The 21,207-nt window shown below is 70.2% G+C and carries 19 protein-coding genes; 6 read left to right on the top strand and 13 right to left on the bottom strand.

Annotated features, from left to right (window positions below):
• On the top strand, positions 1 to 250 hold a 250-nt coding region (locus OO52_RS53705), incomplete at its 5' end, for a DUF1062 domain-containing protein (RefSeq protein WP_234339999.1).
• 300 nt (positions 251 to 550) lie between these two features.
• Here OO52_RS53705 and OO52_RS52345 read toward each other — a convergent pair.
• Complete coding sequence (locus OO52_RS52345) at positions 551 to 730, bottom strand: hypothetical protein (protein WP_063738853.1); 180 nt, start codon at positions 728 to 730, stop codon at positions 551 to 553.
• Positions 731 to 894: 164 nt separating this feature from the next.
• Between OO52_RS52345 and OO52_RS53700 the strand changes: the two genes are divergently transcribed.
• Both OO52_RS53700 and OO52_RS43860 read left to right on the top strand, forming a co-directional pair.
• Positions 895 to 1,110, top strand: coding sequence for a helix-turn-helix domain-containing protein (locus OO52_RS53700; protein ID WP_420711469.1), 216 nt, complete (start codon positions 895 to 897; stop codon positions 1,108 to 1,110).
• A gap of 344 nt (positions 1,111 to 1,454) precedes the next feature.
• On the top strand, positions 1,455 to 2,135 hold the full coding sequence (locus OO52_RS43860; protein ID WP_078877557.1) for a DUF4142 domain-containing protein: 681 nt from the start codon (positions 1,455 to 1,457) through the stop codon (positions 2,133 to 2,135).
• Between the two features lie 308 nt (positions 2,136 to 2,443).
• Here OO52_RS43860 and OO52_RS43855 read toward each other — a convergent pair whose 3' ends face one another.
• From OO52_RS43855 to OO52_RS43845, 3 genes are all read right to left on the bottom strand, one after another.
• Positions 2,444 to 6,595 carry an eIF2A-related protein gene (locus OO52_RS43855; RefSeq protein ID WP_234339998.1) on the bottom strand — a complete coding sequence of 1,384 codons (4,152 nt, stop codon included), beginning with the start codon at positions 6,593 to 6,595 and terminating at the stop codon, positions 2,444 to 2,446.
• Positions 6,596 to 6,617: 22 nt separating this feature from the next.
• The gene (locus OO52_RS43850) at positions 6,618 to 6,911 is read right to left on the bottom strand and encodes a CU044_2847 family protein (RefSeq protein WP_267885042.1); all 294 of its coding nucleotides are present in this window, start codon (positions 6,909 to 6,911) and stop codon (positions 6,618 to 6,620) included.
• A 576-nt stretch (positions 6,912 to 7,487) separates the two neighbouring features.
• Positions 7,488 to 8,036, bottom strand: coding sequence for a hypothetical protein (locus tag OO52_RS43845; protein WP_030658535.1), 549 nt, complete (start codon positions 8,034 to 8,036; stop codon positions 7,488 to 7,490).
• 447 nt (positions 8,037 to 8,483) lie between these two features.
• Here OO52_RS43845 and OO52_RS43840 point away from each other — a divergent pair, with 447 nt between their 5' ends.
• Positions 8,484 to 8,990 (top strand): hypothetical protein, encoded by a 507-nt coding sequence (locus OO52_RS43840; RefSeq protein ID WP_245240331.1) that lies wholly within the window; start codon positions 8,484 to 8,486, stop codon positions 8,988 to 8,990.
• A 118-nt stretch (positions 8,991 to 9,108) separates the two neighbouring features.
• On the top strand, positions 9,109 to 10,377 hold the full coding sequence (locus OO52_RS43835) for an AlbA family DNA-binding domain-containing protein (protein WP_030658530.1): 1,269 nt from the start codon (positions 9,109 to 9,111) through the stop codon (positions 10,375 to 10,377).
• 313 nt (positions 10,378 to 10,690) lie between these two features.
• Here OO52_RS43835 and OO52_RS43830 read toward each other — a convergent pair whose 3' ends face one another.
• The 9 genes from OO52_RS43830 to hisD form a co-directional block, all read right to left on the bottom strand.
• Positions 10,691 to 11,188 carry a hypothetical protein gene (locus OO52_RS43830; protein ID WP_030658528.1) on the bottom strand — a complete coding sequence of 166 codons (498 nt, stop codon included), beginning with the start codon at positions 11,186 to 11,188 and terminating at the stop codon, positions 10,691 to 10,693.
• A gap of 172 nt (positions 11,189 to 11,360) precedes the next feature.
• Positions 11,361 to 11,615 carry a hypothetical protein gene (locus tag OO52_RS43825; protein ID WP_234337915.1) on the bottom strand — a complete coding sequence of 85 codons (255 nt, stop codon included), beginning with the start codon at positions 11,613 to 11,615 and terminating at the stop codon, positions 11,361 to 11,363.
• Positions 11,572 to 12,384: a hypothetical protein gene (locus OO52_RS43820; protein WP_030658524.1), complete on the bottom strand. Its 813-nt coding sequence runs from the start codon at positions 12,382 to 12,384 to the stop codon at positions 11,572 to 11,574. The genes OO52_RS43825 and OO52_RS43820 overlap by 44 nt, the downstream gene beginning before the upstream one ends.
• 656 nt (positions 12,385 to 13,040) lie before the next feature.
• Positions 13,041 to 14,738, bottom strand: a complete 1,698-nt coding sequence (locus OO52_RS43815) for a glycoside hydrolase family 13 protein (RefSeq protein ID WP_030658522.1) — start codon at positions 14,736 to 14,738, stop codon at positions 13,041 to 13,043.
• On the bottom strand, positions 14,735 to 15,589 hold the full coding sequence (locus OO52_RS43810) for a nitrilase-related carbon-nitrogen hydrolase (protein WP_030658520.1): 855 nt from the start codon (positions 15,587 to 15,589) through the stop codon (positions 14,735 to 14,737). The genes OO52_RS43815 and OO52_RS43810 overlap by 4 nt, the downstream gene beginning before the upstream one ends.
• The gene (locus tag OO52_RS43805; RefSeq protein WP_030658519.1) at positions 15,586 to 16,395 is read right to left on the bottom strand and encodes a carbohydrate ABC transporter permease; all 810 of its coding nucleotides are present in this window, start codon (positions 16,393 to 16,395) and stop codon (positions 15,586 to 15,588) included. Before OO52_RS43805 ends, OO52_RS43810 begins: the two co-directional genes overlap by 4 nt.
• Positions 16,392 to 17,438 (bottom strand): carbohydrate ABC transporter permease, encoded by a 1,047-nt coding sequence (locus tag OO52_RS43800; RefSeq protein ID WP_030658517.1) that lies wholly within the window; start codon positions 17,436 to 17,438, stop codon positions 16,392 to 16,394. Before OO52_RS43800 ends, OO52_RS43805 begins: the two co-directional genes overlap by 4 nt.
• Entirely contained in the window at positions 17,435 to 18,796 is a 1,362-nt protein-coding gene (locus OO52_RS43795) for an ABC transporter substrate-binding protein (protein WP_051819096.1), read from the bottom strand. The genes OO52_RS43800 and OO52_RS43795 overlap by 4 nt, the downstream gene beginning before the upstream one ends.
• 396 nt (positions 18,797 to 19,192) lie before the next feature.
• Positions 19,193 to 20,512 (bottom strand): histidinol dehydrogenase, encoded by a 1,320-nt coding sequence (gene hisD / locus OO52_RS43790; protein ID WP_030658513.1) that lies wholly within the window; start codon positions 20,510 to 20,512, stop codon positions 19,193 to 19,195.
• 89 nt (positions 20,513 to 20,601) lie between these two features.
• Between hisD and OO52_RS43785 the strand changes: the two genes are divergently transcribed.
• The coding region (locus OO52_RS43785; RefSeq protein WP_030658511.1) for a LysR family transcriptional regulator at positions 20,602 to 21,207 on the top strand (606 nt) is incomplete at its 3' end.

Genomic DNA, 21,207 nt, shown 5'->3' with positions numbered 1-21,207 from the left:
AGCCGGTGGCCGTTCTTGTATCCGGACTCTCACTCCGACGCCGGGGCAAACGCCCGGATCAGGTGGGAACCCGTACACCACTTCTCAGGACGCAACCCGGGTTCCTGTCCGGCCGGTGCGACTGATCGCTGAAGGTTGCAGTCTTTCGCGGGCCGAGGTCGAAAGACTGATCACGGAGGAGAAAGTCGTTTCGGCGGTCCGGCTGGGCGGCAAGCTCTCCGACGACTTCACCTTCACGCTCAAGCGCTGAGCCCTCCTCTGGACGAGGGGCCTGTCCGGCGAGGTCCGCCGGACAGGCCGCGTTCAGCGTGGGCATGCGAGGACGATCGTCCGGCTGAAGCCTCGCATAGCCTTTCGCCACACGCTGGCCGGGGCTCTGAGCGTCAGTCCCTGAGGCCGAGGGCGGATGTCCGGTCGGCAGTTGCACGCACGGCGGCACCTGGCGCCAGAGCGCGTCGAGGGCCTGCTTGCGCGTGGCGGGCCGGGCATCGGCCGCTCTTCTTCGCGGCCCGGCAGCCGCCCACGTGAACCGCGCCGACGTTGGCTCGGTTCAGGGCCGTACTGGATCAGCCAGTCCGCAGGGGGCCAGCCGCTTCACCTCCCCGTGGCGCCGCTCCTCCTCGGCGATCCAGCGGTCGATCAGCCCAAGCTGCCGGACGGCCTGCTGCTCGACGACGCGCCGGGCGAAGCGCGACGCGTCCAGACGCGAGAGCAGATGCTCACCATCCACCTGCTCCTCCCGGCCTGCTGTGTCTCCATTTCGTGCCGAACGGGCGCCAGCGCAAGGCTTTGACACCCGTGGTGCCGAGGCGGCCGGAGACGGTTCCCTCCTGACCCCAGCTGTGTGCGGAACGGCACCAGGCCAAGCGCGTCTCGCGGTTACGGAATCGGGCCGTGGGCGCCGCTGCGAAGCACCGGCTGGTGTTCGTCGACCGGCTTCTGGCCACGCTTGTCCCTCTCCGCCACGGAACAACGCACGACGTGCTTGCCTGCTGGTTCGGCGTGGACCCCTCGACCACCACCCGTGCCATCGGTGAGGTGCGGCCTCTACTCGCCGAGCGAGGCTGCACTGCACTGTCAGCCCAGGTGTGCGTCTACGGCCCTGGCTGACCTTGTCGACCATCTCGGCGCCAACGGGCAGACCGGGATCATCGACGGGACCGAAAGTGCAAGAAGAACGCTCCGCACGAGCCCGTTGGGTCCTCCTCGGCCGGCGTCGTCTCCGGAGGTGGGTGGGCCGCTCCGCAGGCGCCGCAGGGGTGATCCGTCCGGCGTACGTCCGCGCACACCCAGGGGCTGTCCGCAGAGGCCATTCGGGTGAACGGCGGGCTCATCCCGATACGGGCGGGTGGTGCCTCGGTACAGATCCATGGGGGGCGCTATGTCACGCGCCCCGTTCCGATCGCCGGTGCAGGTGACACACGTCCCGAGCCGGCGCGAAGGGAGCGAAACCCATGCGTAAACGACCGGTGGCCGCCGCGATCGCGGCGGTGGCGCTGTGCGGTGCGGCCGCACCCCACGCATCCGCCCAACAAGCCGCTGGCCAGGACCAAACGTTCCTGATACAGGTGCATCAGGGCAACCTCGCCGAGATCGCAGCGGGCCAAGACGCACAGAGGCATGCCAAGACCGCGTGCGTGAAGCAGGTCGGCGCCGTACTGGTACGCGACCACACCAAGCTGGACACGGACGTGAAGACGCTGGCCGGCAAGCTGAAGGTGCAGCTGCCCGCCTCCCCGTCCGCGGAGCAGACGAGGCAACTGGCCGCCGTGCAGGCGAAGGCCGGGACATCGGCTTACGACACGGCGTGGCTCAAGACCCAGGAAGCCGGACATCGCCAGACGCTCGCGTTGATCGACCAGGAGATCAAGGCGGGGAAGAACACCCAGGTCGTGGCCGCTGCGCGCAGTGCCCGTCCGGTGGTGGCGATGCACCTGGACATGGTCCGCGGCGGCACTTGCCGCATGACCAACCACGCCGGCATGGCCGGGGTCGGCACTGGCGGCGACCCGGCCGCGGCTGAGGACGGCACTGCGGCGGCGGGCGCCGCCGGTCTGGCCGGCGGCGGGCTGCTCGCCGTCGGCGGGGCCGCCTGGCTCCTGCGCATGCGGCACCGCTCGGTCACGGAGCGGTAGACACCGAGGAGCGCCACCGGCGGACCGTCGTTCGCACGACCTGGGGAGAGTCGAGCGCGGCGGCCGCCGGCTGGCTGGGCCGCAGCGCACAGCACACCACCCACGACCGTGGACGCCGTGCGCACTGGTGCGTGCAGGCAGCCGCCGGAAGCAGGCTGCCGATGCGACCGCGCCGATCAGCAGACGGAGGGGGCAGAAGTGAGCGGAGTGACGGTGGTCGGTGCGGACTCTTCAGGGACGTCTGCTCCCGGCTGATGCCCCGATCTCCGCTGGCGCCCACCCGCTGCCGGCCCACCGCCCGATCACAGTCAGGCACACACTGGGCTGAGTTCCCGTCCTGGCACATACCGTGACCATTCTTCAGCGGTGAAGTCTCGGTGGACGGCCCGGCAGATGTGGTGGATGGATTCGGATGGTGTGGAGAGGTTCACGTCCCACAGCCGCACCGTCTTGTCCCAGCCGCCGGTGGCGAGGGTGCGGCCGTCGGGGCTGAACGCCACCGTGAACACGTACCCGGTGTGGCCGGTGAGGGTGCGGCGGGTTTTGCCGGTGGCCACGTCCCACAGCCGTACCGTCTGATCACGACCGCCGGTGGCGAGGGTGCGGCCGTCGGGGCTGAACGCCACCGCATACACGGGGCCGGTGTGGCCGGTGAGGGTGCGGCGAACTTCGCCGGTGGCCGCATCCCACAACCGCACCGTATCGTCGTCACCGCTGGTGGCGAGGGTGCGGCCGTCGGGACTGAACGCCACCGCTTCCACGGGATCGGTGTGGCCGGTGAGGGTGCGGTGGGTTCTGCCGGTGGCCACGTCCCACAGCCGTACCGTCTGATCACGACCGCCGGTGGCGAGGGTGCGGCCGTCGGGGCTGAACGCCACCGCGAACACGAAGTCGGTGTGACCGGTGAAGGTATGACGGGGTTCGCCAGTGGCCACGTCCCACAACCGCACCGAATGGTCGCCGCCGCCGGTGGCGAGAGTGCGCCCGTCCGGGCTGAACGCCACCGCGCCCACACCATCGGTGTGGCCGGTGAGGGTATGGCGGGTTCTGCCGGTGGCCACGTCCCACAGCCGCACCGCCCCCTCGCCGCCGCCGCCGGTGGCGAGGGTGCGGCCGTCCGGGCTGAACGCCACCGCGCTCACGTGCTTGGTGTGGCCGGTGAGAGTGCGGCGAACTTCGCCGGTGGCCACGTCCCACAGCCGCACCGTCTCGTCCGCGCCCCCGAGGGCCAGAGTGCGGCCGTCGGGACTGAACGCCACCGCTTCCACGGAGCCGGTGCGGGCGGTGAAGGTGCGGCGGGCTCCGCTCCTGGTCACGTCCCACAACCGCGCCGTATGGTCGAAGCTTCCGGTGGCGAGGGCACGGCCGTCAGGGCTGAACGCCACCGCAGCCACGTCCTGAGTGTGGCCGGTGAGGGTGCGGCGAACTTCACCGGTGGTCACGTCCCACAACCGCGCCGTCTTGTCGCGACTGCCGGTGGCGAGGGTACGGCCGTCGGGACTGAACGCCACCGCAGCCACCTCGTCGGTGTGGCCGGTGAGGGTGCGGCGAACTTCACCGGTGGTGACATCCCACATCCGCACCGTCTCATCACGACTGCCGGTGGCGAGAGTACGGCCGTCGGGGCTGAACGCCACCGCAGCCACCTCGTCGGTGTGGCCGGTGAGGGTACGGCGGGATCTGCCGGTGGCCACGTCCCACATCCGCGCCGTCTTGTCACGACTGCCGGTGGCGAGGGTACGGCCGTCGGGGCTGAACGCCAGCGCCTCCACGAAGCCGGTGTGGCCGGTGAGGGTACGGCGAGATCTGCCGGTGGCCACGTCCCACATCCGCACCGTCTCATCACGACTGCCGGTGGCGAGGGTGCGGCCGTCGGGGCTGAACGCCAGCGTGTACACGGGGCCGGTGTGGCCGGTGAGGATGCGGCGGGTTTCGCCACTGGCTACGTCCCACAGCCGCACCGTCCCGTCTTGGCTGCCGGTGGCGAGGGTACGGCCGTCGGGACTGAACGCCAGCGTGTACACGAGACCGGTGGTGCTGATGAGGGTGCGGCGGGTTCTGCCGGTGGTCACGTCCCACAGCCGGGCCGAACGGTCACCGCTGCCGGTGGCGAGGGTGCGGCCGTCGGGGCTGAACGCCACCGCGGACACGAGGCCGACGTGGCCGGTGAGTGTGGTTCGCAAGGGGCGGGAGGCGGCTGTGTCGAGGCTGGTGACGGCCTCGGTCGTGGGGCTGGTGCGGTAGGCCTGGACGGCCAGCAGTGACGCCAGATCGGGGTCGGTGTCCATCAGGGTGGCGGACTGCGCGGCCAGTTGCCGGGACTGGGCCGTCTTCTGTGCGGTGATGGCGGTTCGGCGTTGCAGGAAGGCCAGGCCGGCGGCGATGAGGGCCACAGTGAGCAGACCGGTCAGGGCGATGTTGATGCGGCGGGTGCGGCGGAGCGCGGCGTGCTGTCGTTGCCGGCTGTCGTTGAGGAATTCGGTGATGTCTGGGGGCAGGCCGCGGTGCTGGGCCAGGGTGGTGCCTTCGGCGAGGTCGGTGCCGTCCAGCAGATCGCCCGGGTGACCGGTCTCGGCGTGGCGGGCCTGCTGTTCGCCGACGCGGTGGAGCCACGTGTGGAAGTGGTGATCGGCGGCGATCCAGTCGCGTAGGTCGGTCCAGTCGCGCACGAGTGCGTCGTGGATGAGTTCGGCGGTCGCGGCATCGGGGGTGCCGTCGGGGCGGGGCATGGTGCGGGTGGCGATGATCCGGTGGCCGGTCAAGGCGGCCATGACAGTCTCGAAGGTCTGGTCGTCCTGCGGGGCGGCGGTGTAGGGGTCGGTGGCCAGGGCGCGCAGGTCGGTCAGGGGTACTTGGCGGCGGGTGGCCGGGATCGCGTGGGCGTCGTCGGCCGGCCGCACCAGGGCGGTCAGGATCCGCCGTGCGGTGGGGCGGTGGTCGGCGGGCATGCCGGCGATGACTGTGTTGCACCAGGTGGTCAGGGCTCCGGTGACTTCGCCGATCCGGTCGTAGGCGCGGTGGGTGAGCCTGCCGTCCTCACGGCGCTCCCATAGCTGGCTCAAGGCCAGTTGGAGGGGTGGCAGCAGGGTGACCGGTGCCTGCCGGGTGACCGAGGCGATGGGATCGGCGGCCAGGACATCGGTGATGATGCGTTGCGCCAGGCCGTCTTCCGCACTGGCGCCCGCGGTGTGGGCGGGCCTGGTGATGATGGCGTGCAGATCCTGGACGTCCAGGGTGGCAGGGATGTTGAGCAGTCCAGGTGACGCGGCGTCCAGCAGGTCTGGGGCCCAGGCGGCCAGACGCGAGTAGAAGTCGTCGCGCATGACCAGGATCACGGTGACCGCCACCGATGAGCCGATCAGTGCCACGAGTTGTTCGGCAGCGGCGTGCTGCCGGGTCGGCTGCCGGCCGGCGGCGGGCTCGGTGAGCAGTTCCTCGAACTGGTCGATGACCAGCACCAGGCGCCGGTCGTCCGGCTCCGCCGCGAGTCTGCGCTCGGCTGCTTCGACGATCCCGCCGCTCGTGGCGCCGGGCAGGCCGGCACGCTCCAGCTCGGCGAGGAGGTCCTGCCCGGGGCGGGCGATCACGTGCGGCCAACGGTCGCTGCCGGGCAGCCTGCCGTCGGCCAGAGCCGGCAGCACTCCCGCCTGAACCAGCGACGACTTGCCCGCGCCGGAGGGTCCGAGGAGCAGCAGCCCACGAGGCTGCTTGGTGAGAGCCGCCAGGACGCGTTCGACCGCTTTCTCCCGGCCGTGGAACCACCCTGCGTGCTCGGCGGTGAACGGCTCAAGACCGCGGTAGGGGTGCACCTGCTGCTCAGCCAGGCCGGGCCACACCTGGCGCAGTACCTGAGTGGGGGTGGCGTAGGCGACTGCGACGCCGCGGGCGTAGGAGTCGGGGGCGGTGATAGCGGTAACCATGCCGATCACCAGGCCGGTGACCTCATCGAGCACTGGTCCCCCGCTGAATCCCGTGGTCAGGTCGTTGGCGTCGGCCAGCTGCAGAAGGGGGCCGGTACTGCCGGGGAGCAGGTCACCGGCTGTGCCGTAGCCGAAGTGTCCCCGGGCAGGTGCCTGGGAGGGGAATCCATAGGACCGGATGCGGTGTCCGCGGCAGCCATTCGCGGACCCCAGCCGCACCGGTCGGGCACCCGCCGGGGCGCTGTCCAAACGCAGGACCGCGAGGTCCTCGGCCTCCGGTCCGCGCCACGACGCGGTCAGCACGTGCCCGGTCAGGCATGGGCTGCCGGGCAGGTGCGGGAAAGCCAGTCGCACGCGCCCGCCGGGCTCCTGCCCGGCAGCCCGTACCACGTGTGCGCAGGTGACGACGGTCTCCTCGGCGACGAGGAAACCCGTCCCGGCCGTCCGGCCGTCCTCGGCGAGGACGCGGGCGATCGCGCCGAGCACTGCCGACCGGTCCTGCCCGGCTGCCTCCCGGCCCGTGTCATCAGTGGCAGTCACGCCTCCCACCCCCCGGCTGCCGTCACAGCGCGCCGTCAGGGGATTCCTGGCGGTTCCACACGACTCTGACTTGCAGATGCACCGCCGATTCGCTCTTGGCGATAACTGCTCCGGCCTGAGCCGACAGGTCCACCCCGAACTCCACCTCGATCTCATCCGGACCGGCCTGCCGTAACTGCTCCAGCACCGCCCGCGCGGTCTCCCGCACGGGTACCAACGCCTGCTGCACAGTCTGCGGCAACTCCCGCATCGCATCCGCGACGCGCCCGGCCTTCACCGGCCCATCCACCTCCGGCGCGGCCTCGACCAGCACCACGCCCCCGCCCTCCAATGGAAGTCGTGCGAAACTCTGCACCTGCACCCCCGTACGTCGTCTCCTGACCACCGCGTTGGAACGCGGACGGACGAAGACACTACCCCGCCCAGTCCCCGCGCAGACCGGCTAGACGGCGACTTGGCTGTTACAGCCCGCTCAAGGGCGGAGGGCCGGCCGGTCGCGGTGCGCCGGGCGGACTTGGGGCAGACCCCGACCAGGTGCTGTGCGGCGCAGTCGTGCACCGTGTACGCCCAGTCCTGGAAGTCGGCGACGAAGAAGGCCCTCGACAGGAGGATGTCGCCGGCTCGCTGGGCCCGCACCAACAGCCCCAGTTCACCGAGTAGCGGTTCATCCGGACGCAGATCCGGCTGTAGCGGTCGACCCGCGGGGTGGACAGTCGCCCGGTCTCGAACGGCTCCTGCGGCAGTGGTGCGAGCAGCGACTGCTCGGCCGCGAAGTACTCGCCGATCGTGCGCGGTGGGAGCGGATGCGGCGGGCGGCGTCCTCCTGGTCCCACCGGTCGATCATCGCGAGGTGAAACACCGCGGGTCACGGAGGCAGAGCAGGAGAGCCGTCCTATCCACTGTGCTCAGGGGCGGTGTTTTCGAGAACCTCTGCCAGATCGTCGGCCGACTCAGCCGTCAGACGGTAGAACCCCTGAAGGCTGATCGCGCGCTCCAGGCGACCGTCCACCACGTGCTTCAGGCCACGGGTCTGTCCTCGACGGTTGCGCCAGGTGAGTCGTCCCAGGAGGTCGCCGGGGATCGGCACGTCGAAGCGAACAGGGGTGGCGTCCACGTGCACTGCCTCGGCGCCGCAGCCATTGGCACCGAGCGCCGACCAGTCGTCGTGCCCGGGAAACCCGGGGTCCTGCCACGTCGCAGGAGCGGTGCCGCAACACTCGCGTCTTCCTATGCCGACGACTCGCATGCGGCTCACCATCATGACCTCCCCTCGGTTCACGTGCAGCGCGTACACCTCGTCACCGGGGCACGCGCCCAGCCAAGCCGGAAGAGAGGTGTGGGCTCCACTGAAGGCGACTGGTGGCCGCTCGCCCACGCGACCTGCCTTGCGCAGGGCACGGCACGTGTCGTGGGTCCACAGGACGGTGAAGGCATCAGACATGCCGACGATCCTACGAACGCGCACCGACAGCCTTGCCGGCGTCGGCTTCCCGGTCAGCCGTTCCGCCACCCGGCTCATCGCTCGGTGCGCGCGAAGGCTCGAGTCTACGACGACGAAGTTGAGACCCCGGCGTCCGACATCGGTTGAGACGATCACCAGATCGCCAGATCGCTGGCCGCGGAGAGGCCGGTTCGAAACGTGCGCCGCCAAACTCTACAAGCCCATACGGTAGTTGAGTCCGCCGTAGCAAACTCCGTGACCACGGCGGTATGCGGGAGTGCGGGCGAGGTCCACCAGGTCGGTACCGGCCCGTCCGCAGCTGTCCCGCCTGCCAACGGTTTCCCCTTCGCGAGCGGGCGTTGACCGCATCGGCACTGTGGCAGAGTCCTCCTCATGCGGATACCCAGACCGAGACACGTTGCTGCGGGCCTTCTCCTGGGCACTGCCTTGACCCTGACCGCCTGCGGCCAGGAGCACACGGGACCGACGGCGGCCGGCCCCGGCTCCCCTTCACACAGCGGCACGCCCGCCGGCCCGGCGCGGGGCAACGTGGAGCCTGACTCCCACGACGGAGCCCCGCACTACCACGAGAACAACGGCTTCAAGGTCCCCAAAGAGATGTCCCCCGCCAGTGAGGAAGCCGCCCGCGCGGAGGCTGCCCGCATCGAGCCCGTCCTCAAGCGGCTCTGGACGTCCAAGACATGGGATGCCGAGAGTGTGCGCACGGCGCTGCTCAAGCTCGGCTACCGAAACGAGGGTCCGGACAGCGAACAGGGGCGCGGAACGCTCTTCGTACAGGCCCACAACCCCGACAGCAACCCGGGTACCAGCATCGCCCTCAACGTCCGTCATGATGCCTGTGTGACCGGGTTCGTACAGTCGACCAACTACCAAGTCACGGTCAACGGACGGTTCCTGGAATCGGGCTGTTTCGAGCCGCGCGGCGGCCACTGAACGCGGCCACGCGTTCGCCGGCGGTGCCCGGGGTCGGCGTAGCCTGCTCCAGAGCGCGGGCCGTGGCGATGCGTCCGGTCCGTGCTTCGTACGTTGTGGGGGAGAGGGGAAGCCGGTCATGGCGGACAGCGGGCAGATGAACACGGCCGAACTGGTGACGATGCTCCGCGAGCGCGTCGCCGTGAACGTCCGGCTGGCACTGGTCGCGCACGCGACTCAATGGCAACTGCACCACGGCCAGGTCGCCTTGGACGACGACACCCCGGTAACGGGGCGAGCCTGGCGCTACAGCACGGCGACCTTCCTGGAAGCACGCCTGCCCGGCCCGACGGTCGCCGCGCTGCTGCGGGGCGAGGAACAGGACGTCGACGGTCTCCGCGTCGTCTGCCCGGGCCCGCCGTCCTCCACCGCCTCCACCTATCGGCTGCGCGGCCAGGAAGAGTGGGACCGGGTGACCACACCGTGGCCGCGCACCGAGTGGACCATCAACCGGGACACCAACGCTGCCCAGCCCGGCTACGGCCTGCTCCTCGGGGACGGCCCCTCGTTCTTGAACTTCGACCAGGCCCTCAGCGCCTTCCTGTACCAGCGCCCCCACGACAGCAACGCGAACCGCGCGGACCTGTGGCGTATCACCCTGCCGCAGCGCTCGGGCTGGCTGTCACGGATCACCATCGGGCCCGACCTGCTGACGGTCGTCGTCGACGGAGACGACCTTCACGGCGCGGGACTGGAGCTGTCCTGCGCGCAGGGCAACGAGCTCCGCCCCGTCGACGGAGCCGGTACCTACCGCTTCCCGTTGCCCAACGGATCCGCGCACGACAGCCTGCTGGTGCTCCGCCGCGGGGACCAGTGGCTGGACTGGCGCAGCTTCCCGGCTCCCACGTACGGGCGTGTCCGCGACCCCTCGGTCGTCTGGGATCAATCCGGCCCCGAGCTGGAGCTCCTCCTGGTGAACGGAGAGGGACAGCACCTGGAGTGCAAACAGGAGGTCCCCGAGGGCGAATCGCGCAAGAAGATGCTCAAGACCATCGCCGCCTTCGCCTCACAAGACGGTGGCACCATCCTGATCGGCGTCCGGGACGATCTACAGATCGTGGGCCTGCCCGAGGGGGCGAACGTCGACAAGCAGGTTCTCCAGGTCGTGGGGATGATCCGGGACAACCTGGAGCCGGTGCCGTCCTACGAGACACGTGTGATCGACCACGACGGCAAGAAGGTCCTCGCCATCGAGGTCTCCGGCGGGGACCAGATGTACGCCTACCGCAACCGAGCGCGCCCGGACTTCCCAGAGTTTTACGTCCGCGTCGGCCCGAACACGGTGCCCGCACGCCACCATGAGATCGCTGCGGGATTCCGGCAGGCCCCAACCGGCACGATGTTCTGACAGCCGCCGACCGACAAGGCGTGCGCCTACCCCCCTGTCAACCGGCCGCGCCCGCCTGGTCTGGAGCCGCCGCGGTGACGAAGCGGGCACGACGAGCCTGCCCCGGCAGGTACGCCTGTCGACGGCCGCGGCGTTGGAGGACGTAGACGACGGCCAGGACGCCGAAGCCCCGCGCGGACCAGGGCAGACGATGATGTCCTCGTCCGGACCGGGCGGGGTAAGTCTCTAGTGGTATAGCGCCGGGTCGAGACCAAGGGCGTCCGCTGCTGAACTGAAGGTGCCGACGCAAGACCGTCCTGGGTCCTGCTGCGGTTCAGCGCTCGATGCCCAGGCCGTCCAGGAACTCCTGGAACAGATCCTCCACGAACGGGTCGGACCGCTTCGACAGGACATCGGCGATCGTCTTGGGCAGGGGGGTCAGGCCAGCCGCTCGTGCCCAGGCCACAGCGCGCTCCGCAGCCTCCTCCGGGCCCAGGAACCAATCGTCGGCGGATTGGCCGTCCTCCGCCATGTAGGCGGACATGGCTGTCCGGTCGAGGCATGCGCGCCAAGTTGCCTGGCCCCTGGTTCGGCCCTCCAGCACAAGGCAGTCACTGTCCATGACGAATCCGGCAAGGACCGGGCGGCCAGTGACTTCCACAAGCTCGACGAGAGTCTCCTCGTCGAGTGAGGTTTTCCCTTCCAACGACCAGAGCCGCCAGTCATCGGCACGCTCCTGAAGCAGCTCCATGTGCACCCCGTCGGTGAAGGCTGCCGCCCCGTTCAGCGGGTGCCGATGGCGGGCGACGATGAGAGAACCCCAGTACCCCATGCGATTGCTCCATGTCCAGAGCCGCTGCTTGGCGGCGCTCGCCGCTGCCACCCAGAGCCGCGTTTGCGCTGGGAGGCGCGATTCTTGCAGAAGTCGCATCCTTGTCGGCGCCCGGACTCAGTCGTTCGTCAGATCCCCACGCCCCAGGACACGTTCCGGATGCCGCAGTCCGTCAGGCGCACCGCGTGCGCACCGGCCGACGGTGCGGGTGCGCATCGAGGGCCTGGCCTACGCCGGCGGCCTCCATCTGGCGCAGGGTGTCGGCGACGTCCTCGCGGTCCTCTGTGAGGAACTGTGCGGCGAAGTCGACGACCACGCGGGCGATGCCCTCCGCCGTGTCCGGTCCGGTCTGCGCCCAGATGTGCAGCGAGACCGGGGGATGACTACGGCAACGCCACCAGCTCGTCGGCCCCGTCCAGAAGTACACCGAACGCGTCGAGCCATGTCTTACGCGCGGCAAGAACTCGTTGGGCTCGGTCATGCCCGCGTTGGAAGGCTGCAGTCGGTGGTTCGCGCACAGCGCGTTCACGCGCTCGCCAAGAGTCCGGATCGAGATCGAGGGGTCTCGTGATGTTCCCGTCCCGCAGCCCCACCCACAGCCTGCGCATCTCCGCCGTGCGAGTGGGCGTAAGCCAGGCTTGGTCCGCCTCGGCCATCTGAAACCGCAGTCCCTGGTCGAGCTCCTCCCAGTGGGCCTGGAGATCGTCCAGCCAGAGCGCCCGCAGACCAACCGCCTGCGAGGTCATACCGGTGAGCACCTGCTGATACGCCGCTTCGAGCGGGCGAACCTGATCAAGCCACGTGTCGACTGCCTGACCGGTGTCGTAGGACCCCTGACCCGGTGCGAATGAAACCGGCCGTACTCGGCGGAGCGCTGTCAGCGCTCTGTCCAGGTCCGTCTTCTGAGCGCGCAGGGACCGCAGGTCCGCGGCGGAGAAGGGACGTAGCAGTACCTGCTGGAAGGCTTCGATGTCCCGTCGGGCGCGGCGTCGGATCTGCTGCTTCTGGAGTGCTTCCGCCTGGGCGTTACTGAGGTACCCGAGGACGAGCAGCGCGGTGGGGATGCCGAACATGACGCTGGTGAGGCTGGAGATCAGGTTGGTCAGGAAGCTCTGGTGCTCCCACCAGCCGTGGTGGTCACCGTAGACACCGGCGACTATGCCGAGCAGGCCCAACGGTACGCATACGTACACCACGAGACGGATCGCCTTCGGTCGTGACGACCATCCTCGTCGCACGTGCGCCAACCAGTTCCTCGGCACGTCCCCACCCCCAGCGAGTCCCCAAGGTCACAGCCGACAGTAGCGGTTGGCGGACACGGCGGGCATGGAAGTGCGGCCACCACGCGGCACCCGGCGCCCGCTGGCCGCCCGGGCGCCCGGGCGGTTCGACCAGCGACCGAGACCCGCCTGCTCCGGCTCGCCCGTGAGGCGACCGCCCCAGCCGGTCGGCAGCCCCGGCAGGCTCGCCGCGGCCGCGAGTACGGGCTGGCCCGTCTGCGGGTGAGGGACGGTCGATCGTGACCGCCCGGGGCATCCCGCACGTACAAGCCCACGATCTGCGGCGCCACCCACACCGCCGGCGCCGTCCCCACGCCCGTACGCAGACCACGAGCGTGATCAGACGCTGCTCGTCGAACGAGCCAGCCCGCCCTTGTCCCGCTTCCGCCGGGCGGCATGCCCGCCCCCTTTTCTGCTGTCGTTGCGGCATGGTCTGCGCCGTGGGGTCGGCCCCCGCCGCCATGCCGTCAACCTGTGCCCCAAGGTCTCCGGGCTCCCTTTCTGCCCGCGCACACGGCGGTTCAGTGAGCCGTCGTCGGGACCGTGGCCACAGGAATACGACGGCAACGGCGTCAGGCGTGGGGTCCGGACCCTTGTCGGCCGAGCCAGACCGTGGTGTCCGGGGGCAACTGGTCCGTCACCGTCGCGGAGGCGGCCAGGACATGAGCGGCGGGGGGCAGGGGGATCGGCTCGGTGCCGAAGTTGGTCATCACCTCGACGGGGCCGTTGGTGAAGTGCAGGACGTGGCCGGGGGACGGCGTCCAGCGGAAGTCCCCCGCTCCCAGGCGGTGGCGGCGGCGCAGGGTGAGCAGGCGGTGGTAGAGACGCAGCGTGGAGTCGGGACGCTCGCGTTGGGCAGCCGCCGCGTAGGTGCCGTAGTAGGGCGGCTGGGGCAGCCAGGTGTCGGGGGTGTCGCTGAAACCGAACGCGGTTCCCCGATCGGTCCACGGCATGGGCACACGGCAGCCGTCGCGTCCGCGGATGCGGTGTCCCGAGCGTTCCCACACCGGGTCCTGGCGGGCCGCGTCGGGGAGATCGGTCGCATCCGGCAGACCGAGTTCCTCGCCCTGGTAGAGGTAGGCCGAGCCGGGCAGTGCGAGCATGAGCGCGGTCGCGGCCCGTGCGCGGCGCAGTCCCAGGGCGCGGTCGGGCTGGGGGTCGTCGGCGCCTACGCCGTGTTCCAGTTCGACGGGCCCGTCGTAGCCGAAGCGGCTGGCGTGCCGCATCACGTCGTGGTTGGACAGCACCCACGTGGTGGGCGCGCCGACCGCACCGTTGGCGGCCAGCGACTCGTCGACGACGGTGCGCAGGGCGGCCGGCTGCCAGGGGGTCTCCAGGAAGCGGAAGTTGAAGGCCTGGTGCATCTCGTCGGCGCGGATGATGCGGGCGGCGCGCTCGGGCGGCAGCCACGCCTCCGCGCACAGGATGCGCCGGCCGTCGTAGGTGTCCAGCAGCCGGCGCCAGTTCCGGAAGATGTCGTGGATGCCCTCCTGGTCCCACATCGGCGGCATCACGCCGTCGACCGGCTCGATGACCCCGTGGGTCGTGTGGGGCCAGTCGGGCAGGCCGGGGGCTTTGACGAGGGCATCGCAGACGTCGACTCGGAAGCCGTCGACTCCGCGGTCGAGCCAGAACCTGAGGGTGTGCTCGAAGTCCTCGTGCACGGCGGGGTTGTCCCAGTTCCAGTCGGGCTGACCGGGATCGAACAGGTGCAGGTACCACTGTCCCGGGCTGCCGTCGGGTTCGGTGATCCTGGTCCAGGCGGGCCCCTCGAACATCGATGTCCAGTCGTTGGGCGGCAGGGCGCCGTCCGGGCCGCGGCCGTCGCGGAAGTGGAACAGGGAGCGTTCCTCGCTGCCGGGCGCGGAGGTCAGCGCCGCCTGGAAGGCCGGGTGTTGTGCCGAGCAGTGGTTCGGTACGAGGTCGACGATGACGCGGATGCCGAGGCCGTGGGCGCGGGCCAGCAGGGCGTCGAAGTCGTCGAGGGTGCCGTAGCGCGGATCGACCGCGCGGTGGTCGGCCACGTCGTAGCCGCCGTCGCGTTGGGGGGAGGGGTAGAACGGCGAGAGCCACAGGGCGTCCACGCCGAGGTACGCCAGGTGGTCGAGGCGTGCGGTGATGCCGGGCAGGTCCCCGGTGCCGTCGCCGTCGCTGTCGGCGAAGGAGCGCGGGTAGATCTGGTAGATGACGGCGGTGCGCCACCAGTCGTCGTCCGCCGGGGGGCTGGTGTGAGGGGATGCCGCGGCGGGCTTGGTGTCGGCTGTCGTCATAGCAGCGGGCTCTCCTGGCCGTAGAGGTCGGTTCGGCGGTCGCCGAGCAGGTCGTTGTGCGGGGAGAGAGCTTTCTCCCGGGAGAGGTGGAGGAAGAGGTCGGTGACGATCCGGTGTTCCGTCCCGGTCGCGGCCGCGGTGATCCAGCCGTACTGGTCGATGACGGCCGTGCCCTGCGTCCACTGCTGGCCGCGTTCGGTGCCGCTGCGGTCCGCGCAGGCGATGTAGAGGCCGTTGGCCCGCGCGGCGGCCTGGGCCTGGATGATTTCCGCGGGGCGTTCCCCGGTCGGATGGTCCTCCAGAGGCCAGTTGGTGGGCACGGCGATCAGGTCGGCACCTGCCAACGCCAGCCGGCGGGGCATTTCCGGGAACTCCATGTCGTAGCAGATCAGTACGCCGATGCGGCCGTGGGGTGTGGTGACCACCGGGGCCATGCGCTGCCCGGGGCTGAAGAAGAGCGTCTCCCGGTCCCACAGGTGGGTCTTGCGGTAGACGGCCCGTACTCCGTCGGCGTCGACGACGGCCGCGCTGTTGTAGAGCGTGTCGCCGGCGTCTTCGCAGAAGCCGAGCACGACCACGGTGACGGTGCCGGCCAGCAGGGCCCCGAGGTCGGCGAAGAAGGGGTCGTCGGCGCGGATGGCGGTGCGCCGGGCCTCCTCGGCGTCGGCGAAGACGTAACCGGACGTGGTCAGCTCGGGCAGGACGACGATGTCGGCCCGGTCGGACAGCGCACGCCGGACGGCGTCGCGGGCCAGATCCATGTTGTGCGCCAGGTCGCCTACGCGCGGTGCCAGTTGCTCGCAGACGACGCGGGTGACGCCGTTCGGCTCGAACGGGGAGGGCACGGTCATTTCACGGCTCCTTCGGTCAGGCCGCTGATCAGGCGCCGCTGGAGGAAGACGTACGCCAGCAGTACCGGAAGCGCGACCAGGACAGCGGCCGCCGCGGTGACAGCCGGGTCGCTGGAGCGGGCGGCGCCGGAGAAGAAGGACAGCGCCAGGGGAACGGTCTGCACCGAGGCGTTGTCGGGCACGAGGATGAGCGCCAGCAGGAACTCGTTCCATGTGAACAGGAACAGCACCGTGCTCAGCGTGGTGATGGCGGGTCCGGCGACGGGCAGCACGACCAGGCGCAGGGTCTGCAGCCGGCTCGTGCCGTCGATGCGCGCCGCTTCCAGCAGTTCCGCCGGGACGGAGGCGAAGAACGACCGCATCCACAGCACGCCCAGCGGCACCGACAGGGCGATCTGGGGCAGGATCAGCGCCCAGTAGGTGTCCACGAGGTGCCAGCCGGTGAGCAGTTCGTACAGGGGAAGTACCGTCACCTCGTAGGGCAGTACGAGCCCGACGAGCAGCAGGCCCAGGATGACCCTGCCCCCGGGGACCCGCATGGTGGCGAGCGCGTAACCGGCCAGGCTGGCGAGCACCACGGTGACCACCACGACGGTGACGGACACCAGCGCGCTCGACAGCAGGGCGGGACCGAAGCGGCCCTGGGTCCATGCGGTGGAGTAGCTGGCGAAGGACACCCCGCCGGAGGATCCGCCCACGCCGTGCAGCGAGGAGACGAGGATCGACACCAGGGGGAAGACGGCGACGACGGACGCCAGGACGAGCAGGGCGTGCGTGACGACGCTCTCGGTACGGGCGATTCTCATGACTGCGCCTTCCTGCCCTGTGAGCCCCGTGTGCCCGGTCTGACGAACCGGCGGCGCGGGACGTCGCGTTCCCGCAGTGCCAGCTGCACGGCCACCACGACGACGAGGATCACCAGGGTCAGCACGATGGCCAGCGCGGAGGCACGGCCGAGCATGCGGTTCTGGAACGCGTCCTGGTAGACGTAGAGACTGGGGACGGTCGTCGAGGTGCCGGGACCACCGCGTGTGGTGTTCCAGATGAGGTCGAAGTTTCGCAGCGCGAAGGTGATGGTGAGGATCAGCGCGATCGAGATCTGGGGGCGCAGCGCGGGCAGCGTGATGGCGAAGAACTCCCGCACCGGTCCGGCACCGTCCAGGCGGGCCGCCTCGTAGGTGGAGCGGTCGATGCCGACGATGCCGCTGAGGAAGAGCACCATGCACAGCCCGTACTCCACCCAGGCTCCGATCGTGCCGATCGACGGCAGTGCGGTCCCGAAGTCGCCCAGCCAGCTGGTCGTGAACCGGCCCAGTCCCACGCTCCTGAGCACCGAGTTGGCCGGTCCGTCCTCGGCGAGCAGGTTCCGCCAGGCGACGGCGACGACGACGCTGGAGAGGATCTGCGGCAGGAAGAGCACCGCCCTGAACACCGTCAGTCCGTAGACGCGGATCCGGGACATGGCACCGGCCAGCAGCAGGCCGGCACAGACCGGAAGGACGGCGTAGAAGAACAGCAGGACCACCGAGTGCAGCAGCGCGGCGCGCAGTCCGCTGTCGGTGAAGACCGCCGTGTAGTTGCCCCAGCCGACCGGCGTGCCCTGCGTCAAGCCGTCGTAGGCGTAGAACGAGTACCACACGGACACGCCGATGGGGTACAGGACGAAGACGGCGAAGAACGCCAGGGCCGGCGCCACGTACAGCAGCGAGGACCAGGAGTACGAGGACAGGAAGGGCCGGGAGGACAGGGAGGGCGAACGGCGGTGCGGCCGGTGGGCACGGTCGGTTCCGGATGTGGGGGCCGCGGGAGCGGTGCTGCCCGGTCCGGTGGTGGGGGCTGCGGTACTCACCGGGTCCCCCTCGCCCTCAGCCAGGCGTCCTGGACGGACTTCATGAAGTCGGCGCCGCTGGTGCGGCCGGCCATGACCTCCTGGAGCCTGCCACCCATGACGGTGAGCATGTCGGTGGCGCTCCAGTCGTAGTAGCCGACCTGGGTACCGGCGGCGATCGTGCGCTTGAGCGCATCGAGGGTCTGGCTCTGGAGGCTGTTGTTTCCCTTCACACCGTCGGTGACGACGGGCAGCCGGCCGGTGTCGAGGATCTCCTGACCGGCCTTCGGGGTGTGCAGGGCCGCGAGGAAGGCGACCGCGGCGGGTGTGACCTTGGAGGAGGCGGAGATGTGCCAGGGGGAAGCGGTCGCTCCGGCACCCCCCGTGGTCAGTGCCCCGAATCCGAACTTCGCCGGATCGAGCGTGGCGCCGTTCCACGAGCCCCCGACGAAGAAGACGCCCGAGCCCTTGGCGAACCGCGACACGGCGTCCTCGTTGCTGAGGCCGTCGTAGCCGGACCCGAAGTAACCCTTCTTCGCCCAGTCGGCCATCATCTCGGCCGCCTTCTCGTTGCCCGCGGTGACGAAGCTGGAGCCTGCCTTGCCGCCGATCCAGTCGCGGATGGCGGCCGGCTTCTGCTCGGTGACGGCCAGGTCGGAGAATATGTGCGTGGCGGCGTACTGGTCGCTGTTGCCCAGCATGATCGGCTGTTCGCCGGCCTTCTTGACGGCCGGCAGCGCCTTTTCGAGGTCCTTCAGAGAGCGGGGCGGTCGCAGGCCCAGCTCCTTGAGCAGGGCCTTGTTGTAGTAGATGCCCTGCACCTCGCTGATCGGCGACATGCCGTAGAGGTTGCCGGTGCCGAAGGCGGTGCCCGAACCGTTCCAGCGAGCGGGTGCCAGGGTGCTCGCGCCGGTACCCGTGATCCACCCGTAGGCGGCCGCCACGTCGTCCAGGGGTCGCACCAGCTTGGCCTTGACCAGCGCCCCGTCGACCGCGTAGCCGATGTTGCCCTGGAACAGGTCGGGCGGGTTGCTGCCGGAGGCGGCGTTGACGACCGTGGCGACCAGGTCGTCGAAGCTCTTGTAGGTGATGTCGACCTTGACGTTCGGGTACTGCTTCTCGAACGCGGGGATCACCGACTTCATCAGCGGCTTCTCCGCCTGGTCCGCCCACATGCGCAGCGTGACGTCACCGAGGGCGGCGACCTGGGCGGTGGTCACCGGGTCGGTGATGGCGATCTGGCCTCCGGCGACGGCGGACTTTCCCGCCCCGGGCGGGCTGCACCCGGCGCAGGCGAGGACAGCGGCCAGCGCGACGGCTGCGGCGCCGCCGGAGACGAACCGGGGCGCTCTTGAGCCTTCACGACGTGCGGATTTCATATGAGGTACCGGATCCTGTGCGACTTGCAGGTTATAGGGGCGTAACTGTGGATTTTCCGGGATTGTGTGCCGATGGACACCGCCGGGGGCTGTCCGCGGGTGCGGCCGGTGCGTGTCCGGGTGCAGGTGGCAGGGCCCGACGGGGTGCTGCGCCGCTCCACCGGCGGCGACACCGCGGCCCGCACCTGTGGCTCGTCATGGATGTGGGTGTGACGGGGCGCGCCCGTGGGGACTGCCGGGGGCTGGGCCACGGGCCCGGCAGGGTCTCTCCGCAGCTCTTGCGAAGTCCGTCCGCTGCGCTGGTCTGTCCGCCCCCACCATCGGGCGCGGGCCTCCGGCGCGGCTGTGGTGCGGGCCCCCCGGCTCGGGGCTGCGCGGGGCCCCGGCCCGACGGTGTCAGCCGGCGTACGTGCGCAGGCGGAGGGTGGCCGTGGCCTGGTGGGCGGCCATGCCCTCGCTGGCGGAGATGACCTCCACGGCCTCGGCGAGCAGGGGGGTGGCCTCGCGGCTGACGCGCTGGTAGGTGAGCGGCTTCAGATAACGGGAGACGGACAGCCCGGCACTGTGCTTGGCACCACCCGCGGTCGGCAGCGTGTGGTTCGTGCCGGCCATGCCCTTGTCCGAGTAGGCCACCGTGCTCCAGTGACCGAGGAAGAGGGAGCCGTAGTTGCGCAGCGCGTCGTGGTACCAGTCGTCCTCGCCCGTGTGCACCTCCAGGTGCTCCGGGGCGAGCTCGTCCATGACCGCGACCGCGTCCTCCCGGTTGCCCACCAGGATCACCGACCCGTAGTCACGCCAGGCGGGACCGCAGATGTCCCGGGTGGACAGCGTGAGCAGCTGGCGCTCGACCGCCGCGATGACGTCCTGTCCCAGCCGCTCGGAGGTGGTGACCAGCGCGGCGGGCGAGGTGGGGCCGTGCTCGGCCTGGCCGAGCAGGTCCGCCGCGACGGCCTCGGCGTCGGCCGTGTCGTCGGCGATGACGGCGACCTCGGACGGTCCCGCGAGCAGGTCGATGGCGACCGTGCCGAACAGCTGGCGCTTGGCCTCGGCCACATAGGCGTTGCCGGCACCGACGATCATGTCGACGGGCGGGTGACCCAGCAGCCCGAAGGCCATCGCGGCCAGGGCCTGGACCCCGCCGACCACGAAGAGGTGGTCGATCCCGGAGAGGTGGGCCGCGTAGGTGACGGCATCGTTGGCGCGGCCGTCCGGCTGGGGAGGAGTGCACCCGATCACCGTCGGGACACCCGCGGCCTTGGCCACGCCCACCGTCATGAAGGCGCTGGCCGTCAGCGGGAAGCGGCCCGCCGGCAGGTACGCGCCGACCGATCCGACGGGCACGTACCGCTGCCCGACGACCAGCCCGGGGGCTATCTCCTCCTCGAAGTCCGTCAGGTGCTGGCGCTGGAGCGCGGCGAAGCGCTGGGTCCGCTCGGCGCCCAGCTCGATCGCCTCCCGCAGGTCCTTCGGCAGGCGGTCGCCACTGCGGGCCACGTCCGCCGCGCCGAGTTCCACCGCGCCGTCGGACTGGCCGTCGAGGGAGCTCGCGTACCGGCGGATCGCGTCGAGTCCGTGGCGTTCGATGTCCGACAGCATGCGGCTGACGGTCGCGATCACCTCAGGGTCGCGCTGCGCCGGCGGCGCGTCCACCGCGGGAGCCTTGAGAAGGGTGAAACGGTCGGCGAAAGCGGCGGTGAAGCGAGGGCTCAATTTCATACGCCAGAGCCTGATGGAGCACCTGCCCCAGGACAACCCCAAGTTATCCCCGAGCCTCCATAGGTTCACCCTATGGGACAATGAAGGGCATGCCGCCCTCATCCGCTCCCGCGATCACGCTCAACCAGCTGCGCGCCTTCCTCGCCTCCGCGCGACTGGGCTCCTTCTCCGCCGCCGCGACCGAGCTCCGGACGACACAGCCGTCGGTCTCGGAACTGATCAAACGCATGGAGGATCACTACCGGGTGCCGCTGTTCACGCGGGGGCCGCGGCGGCTGGTGCTGACCGCCGCGGGCGAAGAACTCCTGCCGTACGCACAGCAGGCGACCGAGGCGGCCGAAGGCGCCGACCGCGCCCTGCGCTCCCTGACCTCCCTCGACGGCGGTGTGGCCACCTTCGGGCTGCTACGGAACGCGGACTACTACTTCCTGTCCGAACTGCTGGAGAGCTTCCACGCGCGGCATCCCAAGGTGCGGTTGCGGATCGTCGGCCTCAACTCGGTGGAGGTCGCGGAGGCCGTCAGTTCCGGTGACCTCGAAGCCGGGCTGGTGGTTCTCCCCATCGATGGCGAGGGCCTCGACGTCACCCCTCTCCTTCGCGACGAGGTCGTCTACGTCTCCGCGGATCCGCAGCGCACCGCCCAGCCGGTCACCATGGCCGACCTCGCGGCGGCCAAGCTGATCCTGTACGACGCC

The sequence above is a fragment of the Streptomyces flaveolus genome (genome assembly GCF_000716535.1).
In the GTDB taxonomy this organism is placed as follows: domain Bacteria; phylum Actinomycetota; class Actinomycetes; order Streptomycetales; family Streptomycetaceae; genus Streptomyces; species Streptomyces flaveolus_A.
The sequence above is the reverse complement of the archived record's forward strand: the minus strand, read 5'-3'. Positions and strand labels throughout refer to the sequence as shown.